The organism is Brachybacterium sp. NBEC-018 (assembly GCF_024860185.1).
Lineage (GTDB): Bacteria > Actinomycetota > Actinomycetes > Actinomycetales > Dermabacteraceae > Brachybacterium > Brachybacterium rhamnosum.
Genome location: NZ_CP100650.1, coordinates 2,903,627 through 2,926,873 on the forward strand (window position 1 = coordinate 2,903,627; position 23,247 = coordinate 2,926,873).

At 70.2% G+C, this 23,247-nt stretch carries 14 protein-coding genes, 3 rRNA genes and 1 pseudogene; 2 read left to right on the plus strand and 16 right to left on the minus strand.

Going from position 1 to position 23,247, the window contains the following annotated elements; translation table 11 throughout:
• Positions 1-6: 6 nt before the first annotated feature.
• The 12 genes and pseudogenes from NLU66_RS13160 to NLU66_RS13215 form a co-directional block, all read right to left on the minus strand.
• Positions 7-651 carry an NUDIX domain-containing protein gene (locus tag NLU66_RS13160; RefSeq protein WP_259360105.1) on the minus strand — a complete coding sequence of 215 codons (645 nt, stop codon included), beginning with the start codon at positions 649-651 and terminating at the stop codon, positions 7-9.
• Complete coding sequence (locus tag NLU66_RS13165; protein WP_259362594.1) at positions 644-2,389, minus strand: CTP synthase; 1,746 nt, start codon at positions 2,387-2,389, stop codon at positions 644-646. Before NLU66_RS13165 ends, NLU66_RS13160 begins: the two co-directional genes overlap by 8 nt.
• Before the next feature lie 65 nt (positions 2,390-2,454).
• Complete coding sequence (locus tag NLU66_RS13170) at positions 2,455-3,549, minus strand: glycosyltransferase (protein ID WP_259360106.1); 1,095 nt, start codon at positions 3,547-3,549, stop codon at positions 2,455-2,457.
• On the minus strand, positions 3,546-5,336 hold the full coding sequence (murJ, locus tag NLU66_RS13175; RefSeq protein ID WP_259360107.1) for a murein biosynthesis integral membrane protein MurJ: 1,791 nt from the start codon (positions 5,334-5,336) through the stop codon (positions 3,546-3,548). Before murJ ends, NLU66_RS13170 begins: the two co-directional genes overlap by 4 nt.
• Entirely contained in the window at positions 5,333-6,136 is an 804-nt protein-coding gene (locus tag NLU66_RS13180; RefSeq protein ID WP_259360108.1) for a hypothetical protein, read from the minus strand. The genes murJ and NLU66_RS13180 overlap by 4 nt, the downstream gene beginning before the upstream one ends.
• The gene (locus NLU66_RS13185; protein WP_259360109.1) at positions 6,133-7,173 is read right to left on the minus strand and encodes a copper transporter; all 1,041 of its coding nucleotides are present in this window, start codon (positions 7,171-7,173) and stop codon (positions 6,133-6,135) included. The genes NLU66_RS13180 and NLU66_RS13185 overlap by 4 nt, the downstream gene beginning before the upstream one ends.
• 15 nt (positions 7,174-7,188) lie before the next feature.
• Positions 7,189-8,358 carry a putative cytokinetic ring protein SteA gene (gene steA, locus NLU66_RS13190; protein WP_259360110.1) on the minus strand — a complete coding sequence of 390 codons (1,170 nt, stop codon included), beginning with the start codon at positions 8,356-8,358 and terminating at the stop codon, positions 7,189-7,191.
• Positions 8,355-10,070 carry a DNA repair protein RecN gene (gene recN / locus NLU66_RS13195; protein ID WP_259360111.1) on the minus strand — a complete coding sequence of 572 codons (1,716 nt, stop codon included), beginning with the start codon at positions 10,068-10,070 and terminating at the stop codon, positions 8,355-8,357. The genes steA and recN overlap by 4 nt, the downstream gene beginning before the upstream one ends.
• Positions 10,071-10,083: 13 nt before the next feature.
• On the minus strand, positions 10,084-11,028 hold the full coding sequence (locus NLU66_RS13200) for an NAD kinase (protein WP_259362595.1): 945 nt from the start codon (positions 11,026-11,028) through the stop codon (positions 10,084-10,086).
• A gap of 207 nt (positions 11,029-11,235) precedes the next feature.
• Positions 11,236-11,964, minus strand: a pseudogene (locus NLU66_RS13205) (TlyA family RNA methyltransferase); the annotation flags it as partial.
• Positions 11,907-12,929 carry an HAD-IIA family hydrolase gene (locus tag NLU66_RS13210; RefSeq protein WP_259360112.1) on the minus strand — a complete coding sequence of 341 codons (1,023 nt, stop codon included), beginning with the start codon at positions 12,927-12,929 and terminating at the stop codon, positions 11,907-11,909. The pseudogene NLU66_RS13205 and the gene NLU66_RS13210, both read right to left, overlap by 58 nt.
• Positions 12,926-14,008, minus strand: a complete 1,083-nt coding sequence (locus tag NLU66_RS13215) for a hypothetical protein (RefSeq protein WP_259360113.1) — start codon at positions 14,006-14,008, stop codon at positions 12,926-12,928. The genes NLU66_RS13210 and NLU66_RS13215 overlap by 4 nt, the downstream gene beginning before the upstream one ends.
• Positions 14,009-14,089: 81 nt before the next feature.
• Here NLU66_RS13215 and NLU66_RS13220 point away from each other — a divergent pair, with 81 nt between their 5' ends.
• Positions 14,090-15,001, plus strand: coding sequence for a hypothetical protein (locus tag NLU66_RS13220; RefSeq protein ID WP_259360114.1), 912 nt, complete (start codon positions 14,090-14,092; stop codon positions 14,999-15,001).
• Between the two features lie 417 nt (positions 15,002-15,418).
• Here the strand turns inward: NLU66_RS13220 and rrf are convergent.
• From rrf to NLU66_RS13240, 4 genes are all read right to left on the minus strand, one after another.
• A 5S ribosomal RNA gene (gene rrf / locus NLU66_RS13225) occupies positions 15,419-15,535 on the minus strand.
• Positions 15,536-15,652: 117 nt separating this feature from the next.
• Positions 15,653-18,716 (minus strand): 23S ribosomal RNA (locus NLU66_RS13230).
• A gap of 354 nt (positions 18,717-19,070) precedes the next feature.
• A 16S ribosomal RNA gene (locus NLU66_RS13235) occupies positions 19,071-20,589 on the minus strand.
• The 16S, 23S and 5S rRNA genes sit together here, the layout of an rRNA operon.
• Positions 20,590-21,168: 579 nt before the next feature.
• The gene (locus NLU66_RS13240; protein ID WP_259360115.1) at positions 21,169-21,915 is read right to left on the minus strand and encodes a demethylmenaquinone methyltransferase; all 747 of its coding nucleotides are present in this window, start codon (positions 21,913-21,915) and stop codon (positions 21,169-21,171) included.
• A 159-nt stretch (positions 21,916-22,074) separates the two neighbouring features.
• Here NLU66_RS13240 and serC point away from each other — a divergent pair, with 159 nt between their 5' ends.
• Positions 22,075-23,232 carry a phosphoserine transaminase gene (serC, locus tag NLU66_RS13245; protein ID WP_137770995.1) on the plus strand — a complete coding sequence of 386 codons (1,158 nt, stop codon included), beginning with the start codon at positions 22,075-22,077 and terminating at the stop codon, positions 23,230-23,232.
• The last annotated feature ends 15 nt before the right edge of the window (positions 23,233-23,247 follow it).

The window sequence follows — 23,247 nt, forward strand, 5'->3', positions numbered from 1 at the left end:
CCGGGCTCACCGCCCGGGGCGCTCCATGAAGGGGGCGTCGGCCGGGCGGAGGGCGGTGCCCGTCGTCCGGGCCGCCTGCAGCGCGAGCAGCGCCGAGACGGTCGTGCCGTTCGTGATGCGGCCCTCGAGCACGGCGGTGACCGCCTCCGCGAGCGGCACCCAGCGCGTGACGATCTCCGCCTCCTCGTGGGTGCGCTCGTACTCCTGCTCGCTCGACCGGACGCCGTCGGCGAGGTAGACCCGGATGACCTCGTCGTTCCCGCCGGGGCTGGGACGCAGGTCCACCAGGGTGGAGAGGGACAGCGGCTCGGTGCCGGTCTCCTCGGCGAGCTCGCGGGCGGCCGCCAGATGCGGTGCCTCGCCGTCGAGGTCGAGCAGACCGGCCGGGATCTCCCAGAGCTCGTGGCCCACGGGGTGGCGGTACTGGCGGATCATGAGCACCCGGTCGGCGTCGTCCACCGCGAGCACGGCGACGGCACCGGTGTGCCACACGTACTCGCGGTCGAAGCGGACGCCCGGTGCGAAGTCGATCGTGTCGCGCACCAGGTCCCAGACCATGCCGTGGTGCACCAGAGTGCGCTCGGCGACGGGTCGGGGAGCGGGCAGGTCCCGCAGCTCCTGCGGGACCTGCCCCTCGTGCTGGTCAGGCATCCTCGGCGTCCGCCGCGGCGTCGTCGATCCCGACGACCGGGTCCGCCTCGACCGGGTCGACCTCGAGCAGACGGGTGGCCTTCTGGGCGTCGATCGCCGCGCCGACGAGACCCGCGAACAGCGGGTGCGCCGTGGTGGGACGGGACTTCAGCTCCGGGTGGGCCTGGGTGCCGATGTAGTACGGGTGCTCCTCGACGGGCAGCTCCACGAACTCCACGAGCGAGCGGTCCGCGGAGACGCCGGAGATCCGCAGGCCGGCCTTCTCGATCTCCTCGCGGAAGCCGTTGTTGACCTCGTAGCGGTGGCGGTGGCGCTCGGCGACCCGGGTGGACCCGTAGACGGTCGCCGCGAGCGAGCCCTCGGTGAGCTGGTGGTCATAGGAGCCCAGGCGCATCGTGCCGCCCAGGTCGCCCTCGCCGGAGACGATGTCCTGCTGCTCCGCCATCGTCGCGATGACCGGGTGGGCGGTCGTCGGGTCGAACTCGGAGGAGTGGGCGTCGGCCCAGCCGAGCTCCGTGCGGGCGTACTCGATGACCATGCACTGCATGCCCAGGCACAGGCCCAGTGCGGGGATGCCGTGGGTGCGGGCGTGGCGCAGGGCGCCGACCTTCCCGTCGACGCCGCGCACGCCGAACCCGCCGGGGACGACGATCGCGTCGACGCCCTTGAGCGCCGCGGCGGCGCCCTCGGCGGTCGCGCAGGAGTCGGACTCGACCCAGCGGATCGCGACCTTGGCGCTGTGGTGGAAGCCGCCCGCGCGGACGGCCTCGGTCACCGAGAGGTAGGCGTCGGGGAGGTCGACGTACTTCCCCACGAGCGCCACCTCGACGGTGTGCAGGGGGTGGTGGACGCGCTGGAGCAGGGAGTCCCACTGCGACCAGTCCACGTCGTGGCTGAGCAGGTCGAGACGGCGGATCGCGTAGGCGTCCAGGCCCTCGTCGTGGATGACGTGGGGGATGTCGTAGATCGAGGGGGCGTCCGCGCAGGTGACGACCGCGTCGATGTCGACGTCGCACATGGAGGAGATCTTCGCCTTGACCGAGGTCGGCAGCTGGCGGTCCGCGCGCAGCACGATCGCGTCGGGCTGGATGCCGATCGAGCGCAGCGCGGCGACCGAGTGCTGGGTGGGCTTGGTCTTCAGCTCCTGGGAGGGGCCGATGAACGGCACGAGCGAGACGTGCACGAAGAACACGTTCTCGCGGCCCAGGTCCTGGCGCACCTGGCGGGCGGCCTCGAGGAACGGCTGGGACTCGATGTCGCCGACGGTGCCGCCGATCTCGGTGATGATGACGTCCACGCCCTCACCGGCCTGCGCGCGCATCGACTCCTTGATCGCATTGGTGATGTGCGGGATGACCTGGACGGTGTCGCCGAGGTACTCGCCGCGCCGCTCCTTGGCGATGACGTTCGAGTAGACCTGGCCCGTGGTCACGTTCGCGTTCGCGCCGAGGTTCTCGTCGAGGAAGCGCTCGTAGTGGCCGATGTCGAGATCGGTCTCGGCGCCGTCCTCGGTCACGAAGACCTCGCCGTGCTGGAACGGGTTCATGGTGCCCGGGTCCACGTTGAGGTACGGGTCGAGCTTCTGCATCTTCACCGCGAGGCCGCGGGAGCGCAGGAGCATGCCGAGCGAGGAGGCCGTCAGGCCCTTCCCGAGGCTGGAGACGACACCCCCGGTCACGAAGATGTGCTTGGAGGTGCCGGGATTCCGGAACGGCTTCGTCGAGGCGCTCTGGCCGATCCTGGGGATCGGTCCGGTACCGGTTCGGGGGGTGTTCACGCTGGTATCTGCCACGGACTGTCAACCTACCATCGGGGATCGCGGGGGGCCAGGACGTCGAGGAGCTGGTCGGTCATGTCACGTGCTCCGGGGAGGGAGCGGGCCCGCTGCCGCGAGGCCTGCTCCCGGTGGCGGCGGACCGCCGGGTCGAGATGCTCCAGGATCGCAGATGCGAGGGCCGGAGCGTCGCGCACGGGCACGAGTGTCGCGGCCTCCTGCGTCACCCAGCGGGTCCCGCCCGCATCCGTCGCGATGATCGCGCGGCCGGCGCGGAGGGCCTCCTGGAGCGCGACCGGCTGCCCCTCCCAGCGCGCCGCGGAGACCACGAGGTCCGCACGGGCGAGCAGCGCGGGGACGTCGTCCCGGCGTCCCAGCAGCTCGACCGGCAGGCGCTCCGCGGCGATCCGCTCGGCGAGCGCCTGCCGCAGCGGCCCGTCGCCGGCGATCCCGACGCGCACCCGGCCCCGGGTGCCGGGGTCCCGCTCGATGGCTGCGACGGCGTCCAGGAGGTCCGGGAGCCCCTTCTGCGGGGCGAGGCGGGCGATGACGAGCACGTCGAGCGGCCGGTCGGCGCCGGCGGGATCATCAGGACCGGCCCGATCGACGGGATCGGTGGAACCCGACGTGCCTGCGGGAACGGCGGGAGCCGGGACGACGGCGTGCAGCACCTTCCGCGCCCCGGCGCGGGCGGCCTGCTCGGCGAGATCCGGGGAGACCGCCAGGACGACGTCGGCGCGGCTCGTGAGGATCCGCAGCAGCACCGCCCCCATGGCGCGGACGGCCGTGCCGCCGACGGTGCGGTTGTGCAGGGTCACGACGAGCCGCACCGGTGCCGCACCGCGAGCAGGTCCCAGGGTCCGCACGGCGAGCGCCGCGAGGGCGCCGGCCCGCAGTCCGTGCGCGTGCACGGCGAACGGTCCTGCCGCGCGCAGTGCGGTCATCTCGCGGCGCAGCACGCGCAGCGCAGCGCCGTCGGCGCGCGGGGAGGGGCGCTCGCCGATCACCGCCGCCGAGGCGTGGGCCTCGGCGCCGGCCTCCTCGAGCGCAGCGTGCTCCTGGTCCACGTGCGCGGCGAGCCCGCCGCTCGCCCGTGGGCGCACGAGCAGCACCCGGAGGCTCATGCGGAGGTGTCCTCGTCGGTGCGCTCCCCCGGCCCTGCCCCCGTGGCCGACGTCCCGGCCTCGCGCGCGCCGTCGCCGCGACGTCGCAGGCGGCGCATCACGGAACGGGCGAGCAGCGGATCCCCCAGGGCGAGCAGCGGGGCCGCGATCAGGGCGGAGACCAGCGCGGCGAGAACCCCCGACGCGACCGCGCCGAGCGTCCCGGTGCTCGCGGTCACGAGCACCTTGGCGACGAGGAGGCCCGGCACCGAGGCGACGACCATCGCGAGCGGCGCCACGATCGCCATGCGGCGCAGCTGCGGGATCTGGCCGCCGGGGGCGACGAGGTCGCTCACCCGCCCCAGCCCCACGAGGGCGGAGAGCGCCATGCCGCCGGCGATCGCGAGGCCGAAGGCCGTGGCGGCCATGGCGCTCGTGCGCCCCGGGGAGGGCAGCACGAGGATCACGATGAGGAGCGCCGCGACCACCCAGCCCGCGGAGCCCACGAGGAGCGCGTCGCGGGCGCGCAGCGCGGCCGAGAGCACGCGGGTGCACTGGGTCGCCACGGCGAAGCCGGGCAGTCCCAGGGCGAGGGCGGCCGTCGCGGAGCCGACGCCGCCCGCGCCGGCGCGGTCCACGAGCCGGAAGAACTGCTCGAGCGCGGGTGCGGCGGCGATGAGGGCCGCCGCGCCGAGCACCGAGGCCGCGATGACGGAGCGGAGCCCGGCGGTCGTGGCGCGGGCGAAGCCGATCGTGTCCCCCACCAGGCGCAGCTCGGACAGCTGCGGGAACCCGGCGGTGACCAGCGGCACCACGAGGATCGCGAAGGGCAGCAGGTACAGCGCCTGGGCGTACTGGAAGACCGGCAGCGTGCCTGTGCCGCCGGCGCGCATCGCCAGCACCATCACGAGTGCGATGACGGCCTGCTGGGCGCCCACGGCCCCGAGACCGGCGGCCCCGAGCCGCAGGGCGCGACGACCGGTCCCCTCGGGCATGCGCAGCGTGGGGCGCAGTCGCAGGCCCGAGCGGCGGGCGGCCACGGCGACGGGGACGGCCATCGCGGCGACGCCGGCCGTCGTCCCCCAGCCGAGCCAGGCGGCGGCGCCCGAGGAGATCGTGGTGGAGGTCGCCACGGCGGGGACCAGCAGCGCGTAGACCCGGTAGGCGCCCATCACCACGAGCGAGGAGATGAGCGGCATCATCGCCGGCCAGAAGAACCGCCGGCGCGCCTGCAGGTAGGCGCCGAGCACCACGGCGACGGCGTACAGCGGGAGCTGCACCGAGAAGATCCGCAGCAGGCGTGCCCCGAGCGCCACCCCGGAGGCGCCGGTGCCGTCGGCCGCGAGCAGGTACCCCGCGATCGGGGTCGCCAGCAGGGAGACGACGACGGCGACCGGGACGGTCAGCAGCAGCGCCCATCCCAGCAGCGCGGAGATGATGGCGTCCGCGCGGCGGGCGCCGTCGGCCCGCTCCGCGGCGACGGTGCCGACCTCCGCGGCGGCCGGACGGTCGCGCTCGGGGACCAGCCCCGCGACGAGCGGCACGACGACGGCGGCGAGCGCGCCGCCCGCGACGACCTCGAAGAGCACATTGGGCAGGAGGTTCGCGGTCGAGTACGCGGTGCCCACGTCCCCGGCGCCGACGCTCGCCCCGAAGACGAGGTAGCGCACGAATCCGGCGACGCGCGCGGCGAGGGTGACCACGAGGATGATCCCCGCGCCGCGCAGCACGGTCCGGCCGAGGGACGCTGCACCGGGCCCGACGTCCCTCGCGGGCTCGGCCGCGTGCGGCGCAGGGGCGGCGCTCATCGGGTCCCCTCGTCGCCGGGCAGCGGGCGGCGCCCCCAGCGGTCGATCCGGCGCAGCGTCGCCGTGCGATCGATGACCGCGCTGAAGCTGACCTTCTCGCTCGCCGCGGTGAGGGCCACGATGCCGGCGAGCAGGGCCACGCGCGCGGGCGCGGGCAGGCGGCGGGCGGCGGCGGCCCCCGTGGCGGCGCCGAGGGCGTTGGCCCCGGCGTCGCCGAGCATGCCGCGCTCCCCCAGGTCCGCCGGCAGCGCGGTGAGCCCCGGCAGCAGCGCGGCGAGGGCCAGCGCGGCGCCGCTGCGCTCGCGGTCATCCCGCTCCGCGCCGTCGCGAGCGGGCACGGCCGCCAGCAGCGCGGCGGCGGGGAGCACCACCTTGAGCGCCCGCCCCGGGCGGAGGTCGAGCAGGTTGACGAGGTTCGCGGATCCCGCGGCGATGCCCGCGTCGACGATCAGCCCCACCGGCCGGCGAGGCCCCGGTGCGAGCAGCGCCCCGATGCCGGCGACCACGGGGATGCCGATCGCCTTCGCGGCGCCCGTGGTGAGGCGCCCGCGGCGCAGCGCCCCGAGATGGCCGCGCAGGCCCTTCTCGACGGACAGCCCGGCGCGGCGACGTCGCGGCTCGATGAGGTCGTCGGCGAGGCCGAGCGCCCCGATGGCGCCGATCACGAGGGCGTCCGCGCGGCCGGCGCGGAGGGAGAGCAGGGTCGTCGCACCGACGACGGCCGCGCCCTCGGCGAGGGTCACGGTGCGGCCCGCGTAGTTCGTGCGCTCGAGCTCCGCGCGGAGCGGTCCCCCGGTCATCCCTCACCCCCGCCGTCGGAGGCGCCGGTGTCCGTGCCGATCCCCTGCGTCTCCGGGAGCTGCGGGAGGCGGGCGTCCGCGTCTGTCGTGGTGCCGTAGGCGCCGGATCCGCCGCGGGTCTGCTCGACGAGCGCGAGGACGGCGAGGACGGGACCGTCGGCCTCCTGGAGCCGGTCGGTCGTCGAGAGCGTCGTGAAGCGGGAGTCACCGCGCACGGTGCGGAGGATGCCGGTGGAGGCATCGTTCGCGGGGGTGACGGCGGCGACGACTGCCGGGACGCCGTCCTCGACCAGCCGGGCGAGCAGGGCCGACTGCGCGGCGAGCTGCCCCTGGGCGCGCTCGGTCGCGGTGGTCTCGTCGTCCGCCTCGACGGTGAACTCGGCCGGGTCCGCGCTCGCGTAGACGACGGCGTCGACCGTGCCGGGGACGCCGTCGGCGAGGGTCACCAGCTGGTGGTCCTGGAGCACCTGCCAGAGCTGCTCGCGCTGCGAGTCGGTGAGCCCCGCGGGGTCGTCGGCGGAGAGCAGGGTGACCACGAGGGTCGCGAGCTGCTCCGAGGAGGTCGGCGCGGTGGCGTCGTCCGTCCCCTGGCTGATCAGCGCTCCGGGGGCGATCTCCTCGACGTCCGCGACGGCCTCGTCCCGGGCGTCGCCCTCGGCGGGGTCCCAGAGCGTCGCGCCGAGAGCGACCGGGGAGGTGGTCCCGGCGCCCGCGTCCTCGAGCAGCGTGCCGAGCGCCGAGACGGAGCTGCGGGTGGAGTCGTCGTCGGTGATGACGGCGACGTCCTGGCCGGCGAGGGCGCCGGAGACGATCTGGGGTCCCACGCCGCTGATGAACGAGGCGAGCTGGTCGTTGCTCGCCTCGAGCTCGTCGACCTGGCCGCGCAGGGTGTCCTGCTCGGTGCGGAGCTGCTCGACCTGCCCGGAGAGCTGGTCCCCGAGGGTGTCGCGCAGCGGCCCCGCTCCCAGCACGATCCCCACCGCGAGGGCGAGGAACACGGAGATCAGCGAGACGAGGTGATAACGGAAGTCGATCACGGGATCGGTTCCCTCCTACGGCCCGGCGGGCCGGGGCTCGAACAGCAGGGTGAAGGCGGACAGCAGCCCGTCCAGGCGGGCGCCGACGATCTGGAACAGCGCCTGGCCCCCCTCGGTGGACCAGAGGGCGGCGCCCAGGGCGACGAGGCCCGCGAGGGCGAGCAGCACGAGCTGCAGGGTGGAGATGCGCTGGCGGTACAGCCGGGAGACGCCCTTCGCGTCGACCAGCTTGGACCCGATCCGCAGCCGCGTGAGGAAGGTGGAGCTCATCCCGGCGCGTCCCTTGTCCAGGAACTCCTCGAGGGTGCCGTGGGTGCCGACGGCGACGATCACGCTCGCGCCCTTCTCGTCGGCCATGAGCATGGCGATGTCCTCGCTCGTGCCGGAGGCGGCGAACACGACCGCGCGGTCCTCGAGGCCGAGCTCGCTCAGCCGCTCGAGGCCGGGTGCGCGGCCGTCGCGGTAGGCGTGGACGACGAGCTCCGCCCCGGAACGCAGGGCCCGATCGGAGACGGAGTCCATGTCGCCGATGATCATGTCGGGGCGCAGGCCGCTGTCGAGGACCGCGTCCGCACCGCCGTCGACGCCGATGAGCACGGGCCGGTTCTCGCGGATGAAGGGCCGGAGGGTCGCGAGGTCCTCCTTGTAGTGGTAGCCGCGCACGACGATCAGCACCGAGCGGCCGTGCAGGGGGGTGCGCACGTCGGGGGCGCCCACGCCGTCCAGCAGCAGGTCCCGCTCGCGGAGCATGTACTCCATCGTGTTCTCCGCGAACAGCTCGAGCTGCTCGGAGAGCCCCTCGCGGGCCGCCTCCTGGGCGGCGGCGACGGTCGCGTCGTCCTGGGCGGCACCGTGGAGGACCACCTCGCCGTCCCGGTGCACGGCGCCGTTCTCGATCGTGATCGCATCGCCGTCCCGGAGGGTCTCGAAGAGGCCGGGGCCGACGGCGTCGACGAGCACGATCCCCGCCTCGACGAGGATCCGGGGACCGGCGTTGGGGTAACGCCCCGAGGTGGACGCGGCGGCGTTGATCACCGCGGCGGGACGACGCTCGACGAGGGCCTCGGCGGCGACGCGGTCGATGTCCTCGTGGTCGATGACGGCGATGTCGCCGGCCTCGAGCCGCTGGGTGAGGTCCTTGGTGCGGCGGCCGAGCCTCGCGGTGCCGGAGACGGCCGGGCTCATCGGGCGCCCGCCCGGGCATCGTCGAGGAGCTCCTCGGCGTGGGCGAGCGCGAGGTCGGAGTGGTCGTCGCCCGCGAGCATGCGGGCGAGCTCGCGGATCCGCTCGCCGCGGTCGAGGACCTCGACGGTCGAGCTGGTGGAGCCCTCCGCCGAGGACTTCACGATCTGCAGGTGGGTGCTCGCGTGCGCCGCGACCTGCGGGAGGTGGGTGACGACGATGACCTGGGCGTGGCGGGCGAGCTGCTGGAGGCGCTGGCCGACGGCGAGCGCGGCCCGGCCGCCGATCCCGGCATCGATCTCGTCGAAGACGAAGACGGGGGCGGCGGTGCGGTCCTCGCGCGAGGAGGCGAGCGCCACCTCGAGGGCGAGCATGACGCGGGAGAGCTCGCCGCCGGAGGCCGCGCTGCCCACGGGGCGGGGCGTCGCCCCGGGGTGCGGGGCGAGCAGGATCGCGACGGCGTCGCGCCCGTGCGAGCGATGGGCCTGCTCCGTGACCTCGACCGTGAGGGCGGCGTCCGGCATCTCGAGCAGCCGCAGCTCCTCCTGGACGGCGGCGGAGAGCTCCGCCGCGGCGGCCGTGCGCGCCGCGGTCAGATCGGTCGCGGCGTCGTCGAGCTCGCTCTCGAGCCGGGTGAGCCGCTCGGAGAGCGAGGCGCGCTCGGCCTCGGCCCCCTCGAAGCGGTCGAGGTCCACGGCGGCGGTGCGGGAGGTCGCCAGCAGGGCGGTGACGTCCTCGGCGGGGCCGTCGGGGCCCGGCAGGAGGGCGCCGAGGTCCCGCACGAGGGCGGTGAGCTCGGCGAGCCGCTCGTTCGCGGCGTCGACCCGCCCGGGGGATGCGTCGATCCCCTCCGCGTACAGGGACAGCTCCGAGGCGAGGTCGGAGATCTCGATGCGGAGCGCGTCGAGGCGCTCGAGCATCGGCTCGAGCGTGCGGTCGGTGCGGGCCGCGCGGCCCACGGCCTCCGCGGCGATGTCGACGAGAGCGCCGGCGGAGGGGCCGTCGTCGCCGACGAGGGCCTCGGCGGCGGTCGCGCCGGCCCCGCGCAGCTCCTCGGCGCTCCCGAGCCGCTCGAGCTCAGCGCGCAGCTCGTCGTCCTCCCCCGGCTGCGGGTCGGTCGCCTCGATGCGCTCGAGGGCCTCCTGGAGGCGGGCGCCGCGGCGCTCGCGGTCGGCGAGCAGCTCGTCGAGCTCGATGAGGCGGGCACGGGCGGCGGAGCGCTCGGCCCAGGCGGCGCGGTGACGCTCGAGCAGCGGCCCGAGCGTGCTGGACGCGAAGCGGTCCAGCGCCTCGCGCTGCGCATCGGGGTCGCGGAGTCGCTGCTGGTCGGACTGGCCGTGGACGGTCACGGCGCTGCCCACGAGGTCGGCGAGGGTGCCGATGGGAACGGGGACCCCGCCGAGCTGCGCGCGCGAGCGGCCGTCGCGGGTCACGCGGCGCACCACGAGCACCTCGCCGTCCTCGTCCTCGGCGCCGAGCTCGTCGAGCGCCGCGGCGAGACGCTCATGGCCGGCGAGGGCGAGGGTGCCGTCGACGGTCGAGGCGACCTCGGTGCGTCCGCGGTCGAGCCGGGCGCCGAGCAGCATGGTCAGACCGGTGACGATCATCGTCTTGCCGGCGCCGGTCTCGCCGGTCAGGGCGGTGAAGCCGGGACCGAACTCGAGGGTGGCGTCGTCGATCACGCCGATGTGGCGGATGCGGAGGGTGGACAGCACGCGGCGACCCCGGTCAGACCTGCCGGCCCACGCGGCCGCGCCAGCCCACGACGGGGAGCTGGAACTTCTCCACGAGGCGATCGGCGAAGGGGGTGTTCTTCAGGCGCACCAGACGCACGGAGCGCGGGGAGAGCCTGCCCTCGATGCGCATCCCCGCGTGGATGTCGACCACGCGGCGGCCGTCGAGGGTGAGCACGCCCTCGTCGCGGTTGTCGATCGTCATCTCGATCGCGGCCTCGGAGGAGCGGCCCAGCACGAGCGGGCGCGCGAACAGGGCGTGGGCGGCGAGCGGGACGAGCAGGAAGGCGTCCACCTCGGGCCAGACGATCGGCCCGCCGGCGCTGAAGCCGTAGGCGGTGGAGCCGGTGGGGCTGGACAGGAGCACGCCGTCGCAGCCGAAGGAGGAGACGGGGCGGCCGTCGATCTCGATGACCACGTAGATCATCTTCTGGCGGTCCGCCTTCTCGAGGCTCGCGTCGTTCAGCGCCCAGTCGGTGTGCAGGACGTGGTCGGCGGAGTCCCGCACGACGATGTCGAGGGTCGCGCGCTCCTCGATCTCGTAGTCGACGTCGAGGAGCCGGCGCACGGTCGTGGAGAGCTCGGCGACCTCGCTCTCGGCGAGGAAGCCGACGTGCCCGAGGTTCACGCCGTGCACGGGGACCCCCGCCTCGCGCACCACCTCGAGGGCGCGCAGGATGGTCCCGTCGCCGCCGAGGACGATCCCGAGCTCGACCATGTCCGCCGCGGTGACGGCGTCGACGACGTCGACCTCCTCGGAGTCGAGGATGTCGAGCAGGGTCGGGGGCAGCGCGCTCGCGGGCGCGGAGCGGATCTCGTCGTACTGCTCGTCGATGATCACGGCGCGGACCCCGCGGTTGCCGAGCTCGGCGAGGACGGTGAGCATCGCGGTGAGCGCGGAGGCGCGCCCGGAGTGCACGTAGAGGAGGAACCGTCTCATGCTCGTGGGTCCTCCTGGATGTGCTGCGGGGGGCTGGTGGCCGGCCGCGCGCCGGGGACCACGGCTCCTCGCGGAGCGGTCCTCACCGTGCACGGCGTCCCCGATCATGTCATAGGCCTCGGCGTCGAGCCCGCAGGTCGCGCCGGTGCGGCGCAGGTGCAGGAAGTACTCGCGGTTGCCGTCCTGCCCGGGGAGGGCGCTCGTGCGGGCGGCGAGCGGCCGCAGCCCCGCGAGCGCGGCCTCACGGGCCACACCGAGCACGGCCTGCTCGCGCGCGGCGGGATCGGTGACCACGCCCGTGCGCGGGAGCGCCTCCCGTCCCACCTCGAACTGCGGCTTGACCATGAGCAGCAGGTCCCCGCCCTCGCGGACCGCCCCGGCGAGGGCGGCGACGACGGTGCGCAGGGAGATGAAGGAGAGATCGGCGACCACGAGGTCGACCTCCCCACCGATCAGCTGCGGGGTGAGGTCGCGGACGCTCGTCCCGTCCATGACGATCACGCGGTCGTCCGCGCGGACGTGGTCGGCGAGCTGGTCGTGACCGATGTCCACGGCGACCACGGTCGCGGCACCGCGGCGCAGCAGCACGTCGCTGAAGCCGCCCGTGGAGGCACCGGCGTCGAGGCAGCGCAGACCCGCAGGGTCCACCCCGGACTCCTCGAGCGCATGGAGCAGCTTGTGGGCGGCGCGGGAGGCGTACTCGACGCCGTCGGGGACGTCGACGACGGCCAGCGCCGCACCGGCGTGCACCTGCTGGGAGACCTTGCTCGCGGGCGTCCCGTCGATCCGCGCGCGCCCCTCCTCGACGATGCGCCGGGCGTGGGTGCGGGAGCGGGCGAGGCCGGCCGCGAGGAGCGCCCGGTCCAGCCGCTCCCCGCTCACCGCGGGATCGGGCCGAGGGCGGTCCCCCGCGCGTCGAGGAGGCGACCCGTCCACGCCTGCTCGGCGGAGTGCACGGCGAGCAGGGCGAGCACGGCCCGCTGCAGGCGGTCGTCGGCGATGTCGCCGTGGTCCAGGCGGATGTCCCCCTGGTCCGTCCAGGTCGCGCCGACGGCGCCGCAGCGCGCGCGGTCCCCCTCGACGACGGGCAGGGCGAACGGGGCGCCGAGGCGCTCGAGGTCCGGCAGCACGTGGGTGGGCCGGCGCACCGGATCGGCACGGAGTGCGTCCTCGAGGCCGTCGACGCCGGTGAGCACGAGCAGCGCGTCGATGCCGGCCCGGTTCGCGCCCTCGATGTCGGTGTCCAGGCGGTCACCGATCACGAGCGGCCGACGCGCGCCGACCTGCTGCGCGGCGACGGTGAACATGCCCGGCTCGGGCTTGCCGGCGACGAGCGGCTCCGCCCCGGTCGCATGGCGGAGCGCCGCGACGAGGGAGCCGTTGCCGGGAGCGAGGCCGCGCTCGGTGGGGAGCGTCGCGTCGACGTTGGTGGCCATCCAGACGGCTCCGCGGCGGATCGCGTAGGCACCCTCGGCGAGGCGGGACCAGCCGAGGTCCGGGCTCCAGCCCTGGATGACGGCGGCGACGTCCTCACGGTCCTCCTCCACGGGGACCATGCCGGCGGCCTCGACCTCGGCCGCGAGGCTCGGACCGCCGACGACCAGGACCGTCGCGCCGGCGGGGACACGATCGGCGAGCAGCCGCGCGGCCACCTGGGGGGAGGTCACGAACTCCTCGGCCCGGGCGGGGATGCCGACCACGCCGAGGTGATCCGCGGCCTGCCGGGGGGTGCGGGAGGCGTTGTTCGTCGCGAAGACGACGTGGTGCCCCGCGGCGCGCACGGCCTCCACGGCGTCCCCGGCGTGGGGAATCTGGCGGGCACCGTGCATGAGGGTGCCGTCGAGGTCGAAGAGGAAGGCGTCGTACTGCTCGAGCAGGGAGAGGTCCGGCCTGCGGATCACCGGGCCCCCTCAGCCTGCTCGGCCTGCTCCGCCTCGTCCTCGGGGCACGAGTCCGACTCGGCGTCAGGCGACGTCGCGTCATCACCGTCGACGGACACCGCGGTCCCCGGGTCGGTCCCGTCCTCCGGGTCCTCGTCGGCCTCCGGCTCATCGGTCACGTCGGCACCCGCGTCGGCAGCATCAGCGCCGTCCGAGTCGTCGACAGCGCCAGCACCGTCGGACCCGGCGTCATCGACGCCCTCGAGCTCGACGGCATCAGTCTCGGCGTCGGCCTCGGCCTCGGCGGTCGCCTCGTCCCCCTCCTCGGCGCGCTCCCGCTCCTCGGCCTCGGCACGCTCGCGCTCCTCGGCCTCCGCGTCGAAGGCGTCGAGGACGGAGATCTGCTCGTCGTCCTCCCAGGAGGGCTCGGGTGCGACCTCCGGGGCCGGACGTCCCAGGCGCTCCCCCGCATCGGTCAGACCCTCGGTGTCCGCATCGGCGGCGAGGACGAGCCAGCGGTGGGCCTCGTCCCCGCGGCCCGCGAGCTCGAGGAGATCCGCGTAGGCGACCCAGAGCCGCACCTGCCAGCGGCCGTTGACCTTGTGGCGCAGCGCCGGGATGTCGAGCGTGCGCAGAGCCGTCTCGACGTCGCCGGTGTCCGCGTAGGCTCCGGCCACGACGATCATCAGCTCGATGGACGCATCGACGCCCAGACCCGCGGCCTCGTCGGAGGCGGCGATGTCGAGGGCTCGCTCGGGGCGGCCCTGGCCGCGCTCGGCGTCCGCGATCATCGGGAGCACATCGGTGCGGCCGGTGATGCGGAGCGAGGTGCGGAGCTCGCGCACGGCCGTGCTGTAGTCGCCGGCCCGGTAGGCCAGGATGCCGTTCATCTCGCGGACGACGCCGACGCGACCGCCCAGACGGGCGGCGAAGCGGGCGTGCTCCTGCGAGATCTCCGGGGCGACCTCCTCGAGCGCGAAGGCGGCGACGAGGTGCTGGGAGACGCGCTCCGCGGTCTCCTTGCTCAGGCCGCGGAGCTCGCCGCGGATCTCCTTGTCGAGCTCCGCGCCGGTGATGCCCTCGGGGATCTCCGGCTCCACGGGGCGCTGCGCACGCGCCTCCTGCCCCGGGCGGGACGAGCGGGAGCCGCCGGACCACGATCCACGGTCCTCCCGCGAGCCGTGCCCGTCGCGGGACGGGCGCCGGCCGCGATCGTCGTCACGGCGACCGCCGCGGTCCTCCCAGGACCCTCGGCGATCGTCGCCGCGGCGCGACGAACGCTCCTCGCGGTACTGACGGCCACCGTTCTCCCGCCACGGTCCACGTTCTCCGCGTGCCTGCTGCCCGCGACGGTCGTCGCCCCGGAACGGACGATCGCCGTCACGACGGGGACGGTCATCGCTGCGGAAGGGACGATCGCCATCGCGACGGGGACGATCGTTGCTGCGGAAGGGACGATCACCGTCACGACGCGGCCGATCGTTCCCGCGGAAGGATCCCTCGCCCTCACGGCGGGGACGGTCGTTGCTGCGGAAGGAACGGTCACCCTCACGGCGCGGTCGATCGTCGCCGCGGTACGGCCGATCGCCATCGCGACGCGGACGGTCATTGCTGCGGTACGGCCGATCACCATTGCGACGCGGGCGGTCACTGCCGCGGAAGGAGCCCTCACCCTCGCGACGCGGTCGATCGTTGCTGCGGAACGGGCGGTCCCCATCACGGCGCTGGCGGTCGTCGCCGCGGAACGGGCGGTCCCCGTCCTTGCGCTGGCGGTCGTCGCCGCGAAACGGACGATCTCCGTCGCGGCGCGGTCGATCGGAGCCTCGGTACCCACGGTCGGAGTCGCGGCGGTCCTGGCCCCCGGGACGACGTCCGCGATCCCCGTCGCGGCGCTGCTGGTCCCGGGCTCCCTGCGACGAACCGCGGGCCTCCCGGCGCTGCTGGCCGTCCCCGCGGTCGCCTTCATTCCTGCTGTGCTCAGCCACGCGACCGTCCCTCTTCAGTTGATGATTCCGCGCCCCCACTGTAGGGGACCCCGCAGACCCGACGCGTGGGTAACCCCGCCTCCCGTGACTGCTCTCACCAGGGTGTGACGGGCCGTGACGACGCCGGTCACAGCCCCTCGTCACAGCGCGGGCACGGCGCCCGCGCGGCATGGTCAGCGGTCGCCACGGCTCTGCGACCGAGGTCCGCAGCACCCCGGCAGCCCACGTCCTCGCTGTCGGGGACGTGCCCGCAGGAGGTGACCGAGCCGCGCGGCGCGACCGGCGCGCTCGAGGACAAGGACACCTATCGGGCGCTCAGTACGGCGCCTCCGATCTGTCGGTGGCACCACCTGTGAGGCGCCGGCCCACGCCGCAGCGCCGCCCTGGGGCACGCCTTCACCCTGCCGTGGGACTCCGACACGAATGCAGCGCCGGGAAGTGGGCATGAAAAAAGGGAAGGGCGGGGGACGGCGAGACACTCGAACGAGCATCCCAGCGACGTCCTCCACCCTTCCCGATGAAGATGTCCGGCGGCGACCTACTCTCCCACACCCTCCCGAGTGCAGTACCATCGGCGCAATCGAGCTTAGCTTCCGGGTTCGGAATGGAACCGGGCGTTTCCTCGATGCTATGACCGCCGTAACACGGCGAGACCAACCAGCCCTGACCAACCACACCCCCACACGGGGACGCGATGGCAGGAGTTGCTTCTCCAGAACCACACAGTGGACGCGAACACCAGCAAACAAAAACTTTGATGTTGATAAGTCATCGGCCATTAGTACCAGTCAGCTCCACACATTGCTGTGCTTCCACATCTGGCCTATCAACCCAGTCATCTACTGGGGGCCTCTCACCCACAAGGGGCACGGATATCTCATCTTGAAGCAGGCTTCCCGCTTAGATGCTTTCAGCGGTTATCCCTTCCCGACGTAGCCAACCAGCCATGCCCTTGGCAGAACAACTGGCACACCAGAGGTCAGTCCATCCCGGTCCTCTCGTACTAGGGACAGGTCTTCTCAAATATCCAACGCGCGCAGCGGATAGGGACCGAACTGTCTCACGACGTTCTAAACCCAGCTCGCGTACCGCTTTAATAGGCGAACAGCCTAACCCTTGGGACCAACTCCAGCCCCAGGATGCGACGAGCCGACATCGAGGTGCCAAACCATGCCGTCGATATGAGCTCTTGGGCAAGATCAGCCTGTTATCCCCGGGGTACCTTTTATCCGTTGAGCGACACCCATTCCACAATGAGGTGCCGGATCACTAGTTCCTGCTTTCGCACCTGCCCGACATGTCTGTCTCGCAGTCAAGCTCCCTTGTGCACTTACACTCAACACCTGATTGCCAACCAGGCTGAGGGAACCTTTGAGCGCCTCCGTTACTTTTTGGGAGGCAACCGCCCCAGTTAAACTACCCATCAGGCACTGTCCCTGATCCGGATCACGGACCGAGGTTAGGAATCCAGAACGACCAGAGTGGTATTTCAACAATGACTCCACACTCACTAGCGTGAATGCTTCCCAGTCTCCCACCTATCCTACACAAGCCGTTCCGAACACCAATACCAAACTATAGTAAAGGTCCCGGGGTCTTTCCGTCCTGCTGCGCGTAACGAGCATCTTTACTCGTAATGCAATTTCGCCGAGTTCGCGGTTGAGACAGTGGAGAAGTCGTTACGCCATTCGTGCAGGTCGGAACTTACCCGACAAGGAATTTCGCTACCTTAGGATGGTTATAGTTACCACCGCCGTTTACTGGGGCTTAAATTCTCAGCTTCGCTCCAAAGAGCTAACCGGTCCTCTTAACCTTCCAGCACCGGGCAGGCGTCAGTCCGTATACTGCGTCTTACGACTTCGCACGGACCTGTGTTTTTAGTAAACAGTCGCTTCTCCCTGGTCTCTGCGGCCCTCAGGGCTCTCACCCTTCAGGCCCCCCTTCTCCCGAAGTTACGGGGGCATTTTGCCGAGTTCCTTAACCACGATTCTCTCGAACGCCTTGGTATTCTCTACCTGATCACCTGAGTCGGTTTAGGGTACGGGCGACCGTATTCGTCACGCCGGAACTTTTCTTGGCAGTACAGGATCACTCACCTACGCCCATACGGGATCCCCTTCACGTCTGACCCTTGATGACCCCAGCATTACCCGGGGTCGGGCTGCACGCTTAGACGGACTATTCCATTAAGTCCGCGGAAGCTACCTCTCTGCGTCATCCCTCGCGCTGACCTACTACAACCTTGGTTCCCAGCCTCACAGCATCCCTCACCCCGAAGGGCAAGAGGACTGATCGGGTGGTTAGCATCGACTGCCTCGGTATGGGTCCTCCTACGATCGGTTCGGGAATATCAACCCGATGTCCATCGACTACGCCTGTCGGCCTCGCCTTAGGTCCCGACTAACCCAGGGCGGATTAACCTAGCCCTGGAACCCTTGATCAATCGGCGGACGGGTTTCTCACCCGTCTTTCGCTACTCATGCCTGCATTCTCACTCGAACAGCCTCCACCACTGGGTTCCCCCGCGGCTTCGCTGGCTGCTCGACGCTCCCCTACCCATCCCGGCAGAACCGGAATGACACAGCTTCGGCGGTGTACTTGAGCCCCGCTACATTGTCGGCGCAAAATCACTTGACCAGTGAGCTATTACGCACTCTTTCAAGGGTGGCTGCTTCTAAGCCAACCTCCTGGTTGTCTCAGCAACTTCACATCCTTTTCCACTTAGCACACGCTTAGGGGCCTTAGCTGATGTTCTGGGCTGTTTCCCTCTCGACTATGAAGCTTATCCCCCACAGTCTCACTGCTGCGCTCTCACGTACCGGCATTCGGAGTTTGGCTAAGGTCAGTAACCCGGTGGGGCCCATCGCCTATCCAGTGCTCTACCTCCGGCACGAAACACGCAACGCTGCACCTAAATGCATTTCGGGGAGAACCAGCTATCACGAAGTTTGATTGGCCTTTCACCCCTATCCACAGGTCATCCCCTCCATTTTCAACTGAAGTGGGTTCGCGCCTCCACGCGGTCTTACCCGCGCTTCACACTGCCCATGGATAGATCACTTCGCTTCGGGTCTAGAGCCGGCGACTGAACGCCCCGTTCAGACTCGCTTTCGCTACGGCTACCCCACACGGGTTAACCTCGCCACCGACCACTAACTCGCAGGCTCATTCTTCAAAAGGCACGCCGTCACCCCGTAAGGCTCCGACGGATTGTAAGCACACGGTTTCAGGTACTATTTCACTCCCCTCCCGGGGTACTTTTCACCTTTCCCTCACGGTACTTGTCCGCTATCGGTCAAGAGGTAGTATTCAGGCTTACCAGGTGGTCCTGGCAGATTCACACCGGATTTCACGGGTCCGGTGCTACTCGGGAACAGCGCCCAACGCCATGCAACAGTTTCGTCTACGGGGGTCACACCCTCTACGCCGTCGCACTCAACACGACTTCGACTACCATCACACATTCACGTCGACCGTCCGGCAGAACAGTCCAGCACGTCCCACAACCCCCAACCTGCAACCCCTGCCGGGTATCACACAGGCTCGGTTTAGCCTCATCCGCTTTCGCTCGCCACTACTCACGGAATCACTATTTGTTTTCTCTTCCTGCGGGTACTGAGATGTTTCACTTCCCCGCGTTCCCTCCACACCACCTATACATTCAGTGGCGGGTACCAGGGCATGACCCCTGGTGGGTTTCCCCATTCGGACATCCTCGGATCACAGGTCGGTTGTCACCTTCCCGAGGCTTTTCGCAGACTCCCACGTCCTTCATCGGCTCCTCTTGCCAAGGCATTCACCGTGTGCCCTTTAAGACTTGGCAACACAAAGACACTAAAATTGCTTACAAGATGCTCGCGTCCACTATGTAGTTCTCAAGAAACAACCCCACACCCACACCACCAACGCAACCGCGCCGACCATGCAGGGGAGGACCAGCCACACACCCCACACCGACCCGAAGACCAGTGCCAGGGCTGCGTGCAGCCTCACAACTCAATAGCGTGCCTCCACCTCAAACCAACGACTCCCCCGCTCGTTCCAGACCCACTCGGGGTCGTACTAGAGCCGGTCACCGCCGGCGAAGTGCCTCTTCGTTGATGTTCCACCCTTGAGCAACCATCCTCACCACACGCGGGTGAGCAGACAGCCACCAATCATTGGTGTAGCTCCTTAGAAAGGAGGTGATCCAGCCGCACCTTCCGGTACGGCTACCTTGTTACGACTTAGTCCCAATCACCGATCCCACCTTCGACAGCTCCCTCACGAGGATGGGCCACTGGCTTCGGGTGTTACCGACTTTCGTGACTTGACGGGCGGTGTGTACAAGGCCCGGGAACGTATTCACCGCAGCGTTGCTGATCTGCGATTACTAGCGACTCCGACTTCATGGGGTCGAGTTGCAGACCCCAATCCGAACTGAGACCGGCTTTTTGGGATTCGCTCCACCTCACAGTTTCGCAACCCTTTGTACCGGCCATTGTAGCATGCGTGAAGCCCAAGACATAAGGGGCATGATGATTTGACGTCGTCCCCACCTTCCTCCGAGTTGACCCCGGCAGTCTCCCATGAGTCCCCGCCATTACGCGCTGGCAACATGGAACGAGGGTTGCGCTCGTTGCGGGACTTAACCCAACATCTCACGACACGAGCTGACGACAACCATGCACCACCTGTGCACCAGTCCGAAGAAAACCCCATCTCTGGAGTCGTCCGGTGCATGTCAAGCCTTGGTAAGGTTCTTCGCGTTGCATCGAATTAATCCGCATGCTCCGCCGCTTGTGCGGGCCCCCGTCAATTCCTTTGAGTTTTAGCCTTGCGGCCGTACTCCCCAGGCGGGGCACTTAATGCGTTAGCTACGACGCGGAAAACGTGGAATGTTCCCCACATCTAGTGCCCAACGTTTACGGCATGGACTACCAGGGTATCTAATCCTGTTCGCTCCCCATGCTTTCGCTTCTCAGTGTCAGTAATGGCCCAGAGACCTGCCTTCGCCATCGGTGTTCTTCCTGATATCTGCGCATTTCACCGCTACACCAGGAGTTCCAGTCTCCCCTACCACACTCTAGCCTGCCCGTACCCACCGCACGCCCGAGGTTGAGCCTCGGGTTTTCACGGCAGACGCGACAAGCCACCTACAAGCTCTTTACGCCCAATAATTCCGGACAACGCTTGCGCCCTACGTATTACCGCGGCTGCTGGCACGTAGTTAGCCGGCGCTTCTTCTGCAGGTACCGTCACTTTCGCTTCTTCCCTGCTGAAAGAGGTTTACAACCCGAAGGCCGTCATCCCTCACGCGGCGTCGCTGCATCAGGCTTTCGCCCATTGTGCAATATTCCCCACTGCTGCCTCCCGTAGGAGTCTGGGCCGTGTCTCAGTCCCAGTGTGGCCGGTCGCCCTCTCAGGCCGGCTACCCGTCATCGCCTTGGTGAGCCACTACCTCACCAACAAACTGATAGGCCGCGAGCCCATCCTTCACCGAAAAACTTTCCAACACCCGCCATGCGACAGGAGCTCATATCCGGTATTAGCCCCGATTTCCCGAGGTTATCCCAGAGTGAAGGGCAGGTTGCTCACGTGTTACTCACCCGTTCGCCACTAATCAGACCGAGCAAGCTCGGCCGTCATCGTTCGACTTGCATGTGTTAAGCACGCCGCCAGCGTTCGTCCTGAGCCAGGATCAAACTCTCCATGAAAAAACATGAAAAACTATAAACCTGACAAAAAAACAAACAACCAGCATGTAACTGCTAATCATCCGTATATTCTGCCAATCAAATATTGGCATCAACAAATAGACACGCTATTGAGATATCAAGCAGCACGCGCACTCAGTATCAGAACCCTTCCGAGTTCCTCGCTCCGAGGCAACCCCTATAACTTAGGGGATCCGGTTCTCCATGTCAATTCGGTGCGGTGTGAACCGCGCCTCATCAGTTCTGAAGTTATCCGAAGCGCCTGGTGGGAGTCGATTTCGCGTTCCGCCACTTCTGGCCTTCCCGCTGTCCCGATCTCCCGGGCACAAGGAAGAACATTACGTGGATCCCCGGGCCCGGTCAACTTGAGAGGCCCCTTTTCGGAGTGGCCTCGGCCACTTTCCTCTCGCTCCCGGCATCACTGCAGGTCAGAGGGGGACCTGAGCCGTGAACCGGCCCGGCCGGGCGGGCGTTCCGTGTCCCCGCCCTCGACAGGGGTGCCGCCCCGGGGATCCACCGTCGCCGCAGCCGGTGTGCGTACCCCTGCGTGCCGGCACGTGCGGACCGGCCGGCAGCTCCTCAGAGTGCCTTCGGTGCCCCGACGGCCGAGGAGCCCGTCGGCCCCTCCCCCGCTGCGGGGACGTACCCGCGGTGCAGCGCGACGATCCCCCCGGTGAGGTTCCGGTAGCGGACGTGCTCGAGGCCGGCCTCCTGGAACCAGCCGCGCAGCTCCTGCTGATCCGGCCAGTCGAGGATCGACTCGGCGAGGTAGTCGTAGGCGTCCGAGGTCGTGGCGAAACGGGAGGCGACCACAGGGAGCGCACGCAGCAGGTAGCGCTCGTAGACCGTGCGCAGGACGCGCGCCGTGGGCGTGGAGAACTCGCAGACCACGACCCGGCCCCCGGGTCGCACCACGCGGGTCATCTCCGCGATCCCGCGGCGGGGGTCCTGGACGTTGCGCAGGCCGAAGGAGATGACGGCCGCGTCGAAGGAGTCGTCCGCGAAGGGGAGGTGGTGCGCATCCGCCCCGACGAAGGGGACCGGCGCCCCGCGTCGCCTGCCCTCGGTCATCATGCCGAGGGAGAAGTCGGCGGCCACCACGCGGGCGCCCGCTCGCGCGATCGCGGTCGAGGAGGTCCCGGTGCCCGCGGCGAGGTCGAGCACGGCGTCGTCCCCGTCGAGCTCGAGGGCATCCACCATCAGCTCGCGCCACATGCGGACCTGCCCGAGCGCCGCCAGGTCGTTCATGAGGTCGTACCGACCGGCGATGCTGTCGAACATCCCGGCGACGTCGTAGGGCTTCTTGTCCAGATCGGCACGGCTCATGCCCCGATCATGCCAGGGAAACCTCCATGGCGATGCAGGGAGCGCCGGAGCCCGGAGCCCGGACCGGGCACGCCCCGGGAGCGGCGCGCTGGCAGGATGGGCCTCGACCTCGGCCCGCCCCGAAGAGCATCCGGGCCGACGAGACGGAGGAGCACATCCATGACCGATCCCCGCACCGCCCGCGCCGAGGCGATCCGCGCGCTGAGCATCCCGACCTCGCTGCTGCCCGCCGACGGCCGGTTCGGCTCCGGTCCGTCGCGACTGCGCGACGAGCAGGTCGACGCGCTCGGCACCACCTACCGCGGCGTCCTCGGGACGTCCCACCGCCAGAAGCCCGTCAAGGAGCTGGTCGCCCGCACGCGTCGCGGCCTCGCGGAGCTCTTCTCGCTCCCGGAGGGCTACGAGGTCGTCCTCGGCAACGGCGGCTCGACCGCCTTCTGGGACGTGGCGGCGATCGCCCTCGTCGAGCGGCGTTCCGAGCACCTCGTGCTCGGCGAGTTCTCGCAGAAGTTCGCGACCGAGACCACCACCGCTCCCCATCTCCTGGACCCGCTCGTGATCTCCGCGGAGCCGGGGAGCCTTCCCCGCCCCGTCGTCGACGAGGACGTGGACGCCTACGCGTGGCCGCACAACGAGACCTCGACCGGGGTGATGGTCCCCGTGGAGCGTCCCGCCGGTGCCCGCGAGGACCAGCTCGTGCTCGTCGACGCGACGTCGGTGGCCGGCGCCGCGCAGGTGGACGTCTCCCGGACGGACGCGTACTACTTCGCGCCCCAGAAGGCCTTCGCCTCCGACGGCGGGCTCTGGCTGTCGCTCCTCTCCCCCGCCGCGATCGAGCGCGCGGGCCGGCTCGAGGCGCAGTCCGACCGCTGGGTCCCCGGGTTCCTCTCCCTGCAGGCCGCGATCGACAACTCCCGCAAGGACCAGACGCTCAACACTCCCGCCGTGGCGACGCTGGCCCTGCTCGCCGACCAGGTCGAGTGGCTGCTCGAGCAGGGCGGTCTCGCCTGGTCCGACGCCCGCACCCGGGCGACCTCCGGACTCCTGCACCAGTGGGCGGACCGTCGGCCCGAGGTGACGGCCTTCGTGACCGATCCGGCCGCCCGCTCCCAGGTGGTGACGACGCTCGACATCGACGAGTCGATCGACGCCACCGCGATCACCTCCGTGCTGCGTGCGCACGGCGTCGTCGACGTCGAGCCGTACCGGAAGCTGGGGCGCAACCAGCTCCGCATCGCCACCTTCCCCGCGGTGCCCGAGTCCGACGTCGAGGCGCTCGTCGCGGTGCTCGACCACGTGCTCGACGCGACCGCCTGAGACATCCGGGCTTCG

Excerpts from the sequence above, each read along its gene's own strand:
- NLU66_RS13200 (WP_259362595.1), bottom strand. The coding sequence starts at position 11,028 with ATGAGACGGTTCCTCCTCTACGTGCACTCCGGGCGCGCCTCCGCGCTC.
- NLU66_RS13160 (WP_259360105.1), bottom strand. The coding sequence starts at position 651 with ATGCCTGACCAGCACGAGGGGCAGGTCCCGCAGGAGCTGCGGGACCTG.
- NLU66_RS13240 (WP_259360115.1), bottom strand. The coding sequence starts at position 21,915 with ATGAGCCGTGCCGATCTGGACAAGAAGCCCTACGACGTCGCCGGGATG.
- serC (WP_137770995.1), top strand. The coding sequence starts at position 22,075 with ATGACCGATCCCCGCACCGCCCGCGCCGAGGCGATCCGCGCGCTGAGC.
- NLU66_RS13170 (WP_259360106.1), bottom strand. The coding sequence starts at position 3,549 with ATGAGCCTCCGGGTGCTGCTCGTGCGCCCACGGGCGAGCGGCGGGCTC.
- murJ (WP_259360107.1), bottom strand. The coding sequence starts at position 5,336 with ATGAGCGCCGCCCCTGCGCCGCACGCGGCCGAGCCCGCGAGGGACGTC.
- NLU66_RS13180 (WP_259360108.1), bottom strand. The coding sequence starts at position 6,136 with ATGACCGGGGGACCGCTCCGCGCGGAGCTCGAGCGCACGAACTACGCG.
- steA (WP_259360110.1), bottom strand. The coding sequence starts at position 8,358 with ATGAGCCCGGCCGTCTCCGGCACCGCGAGGCTCGGCCGCCGCACCAAG.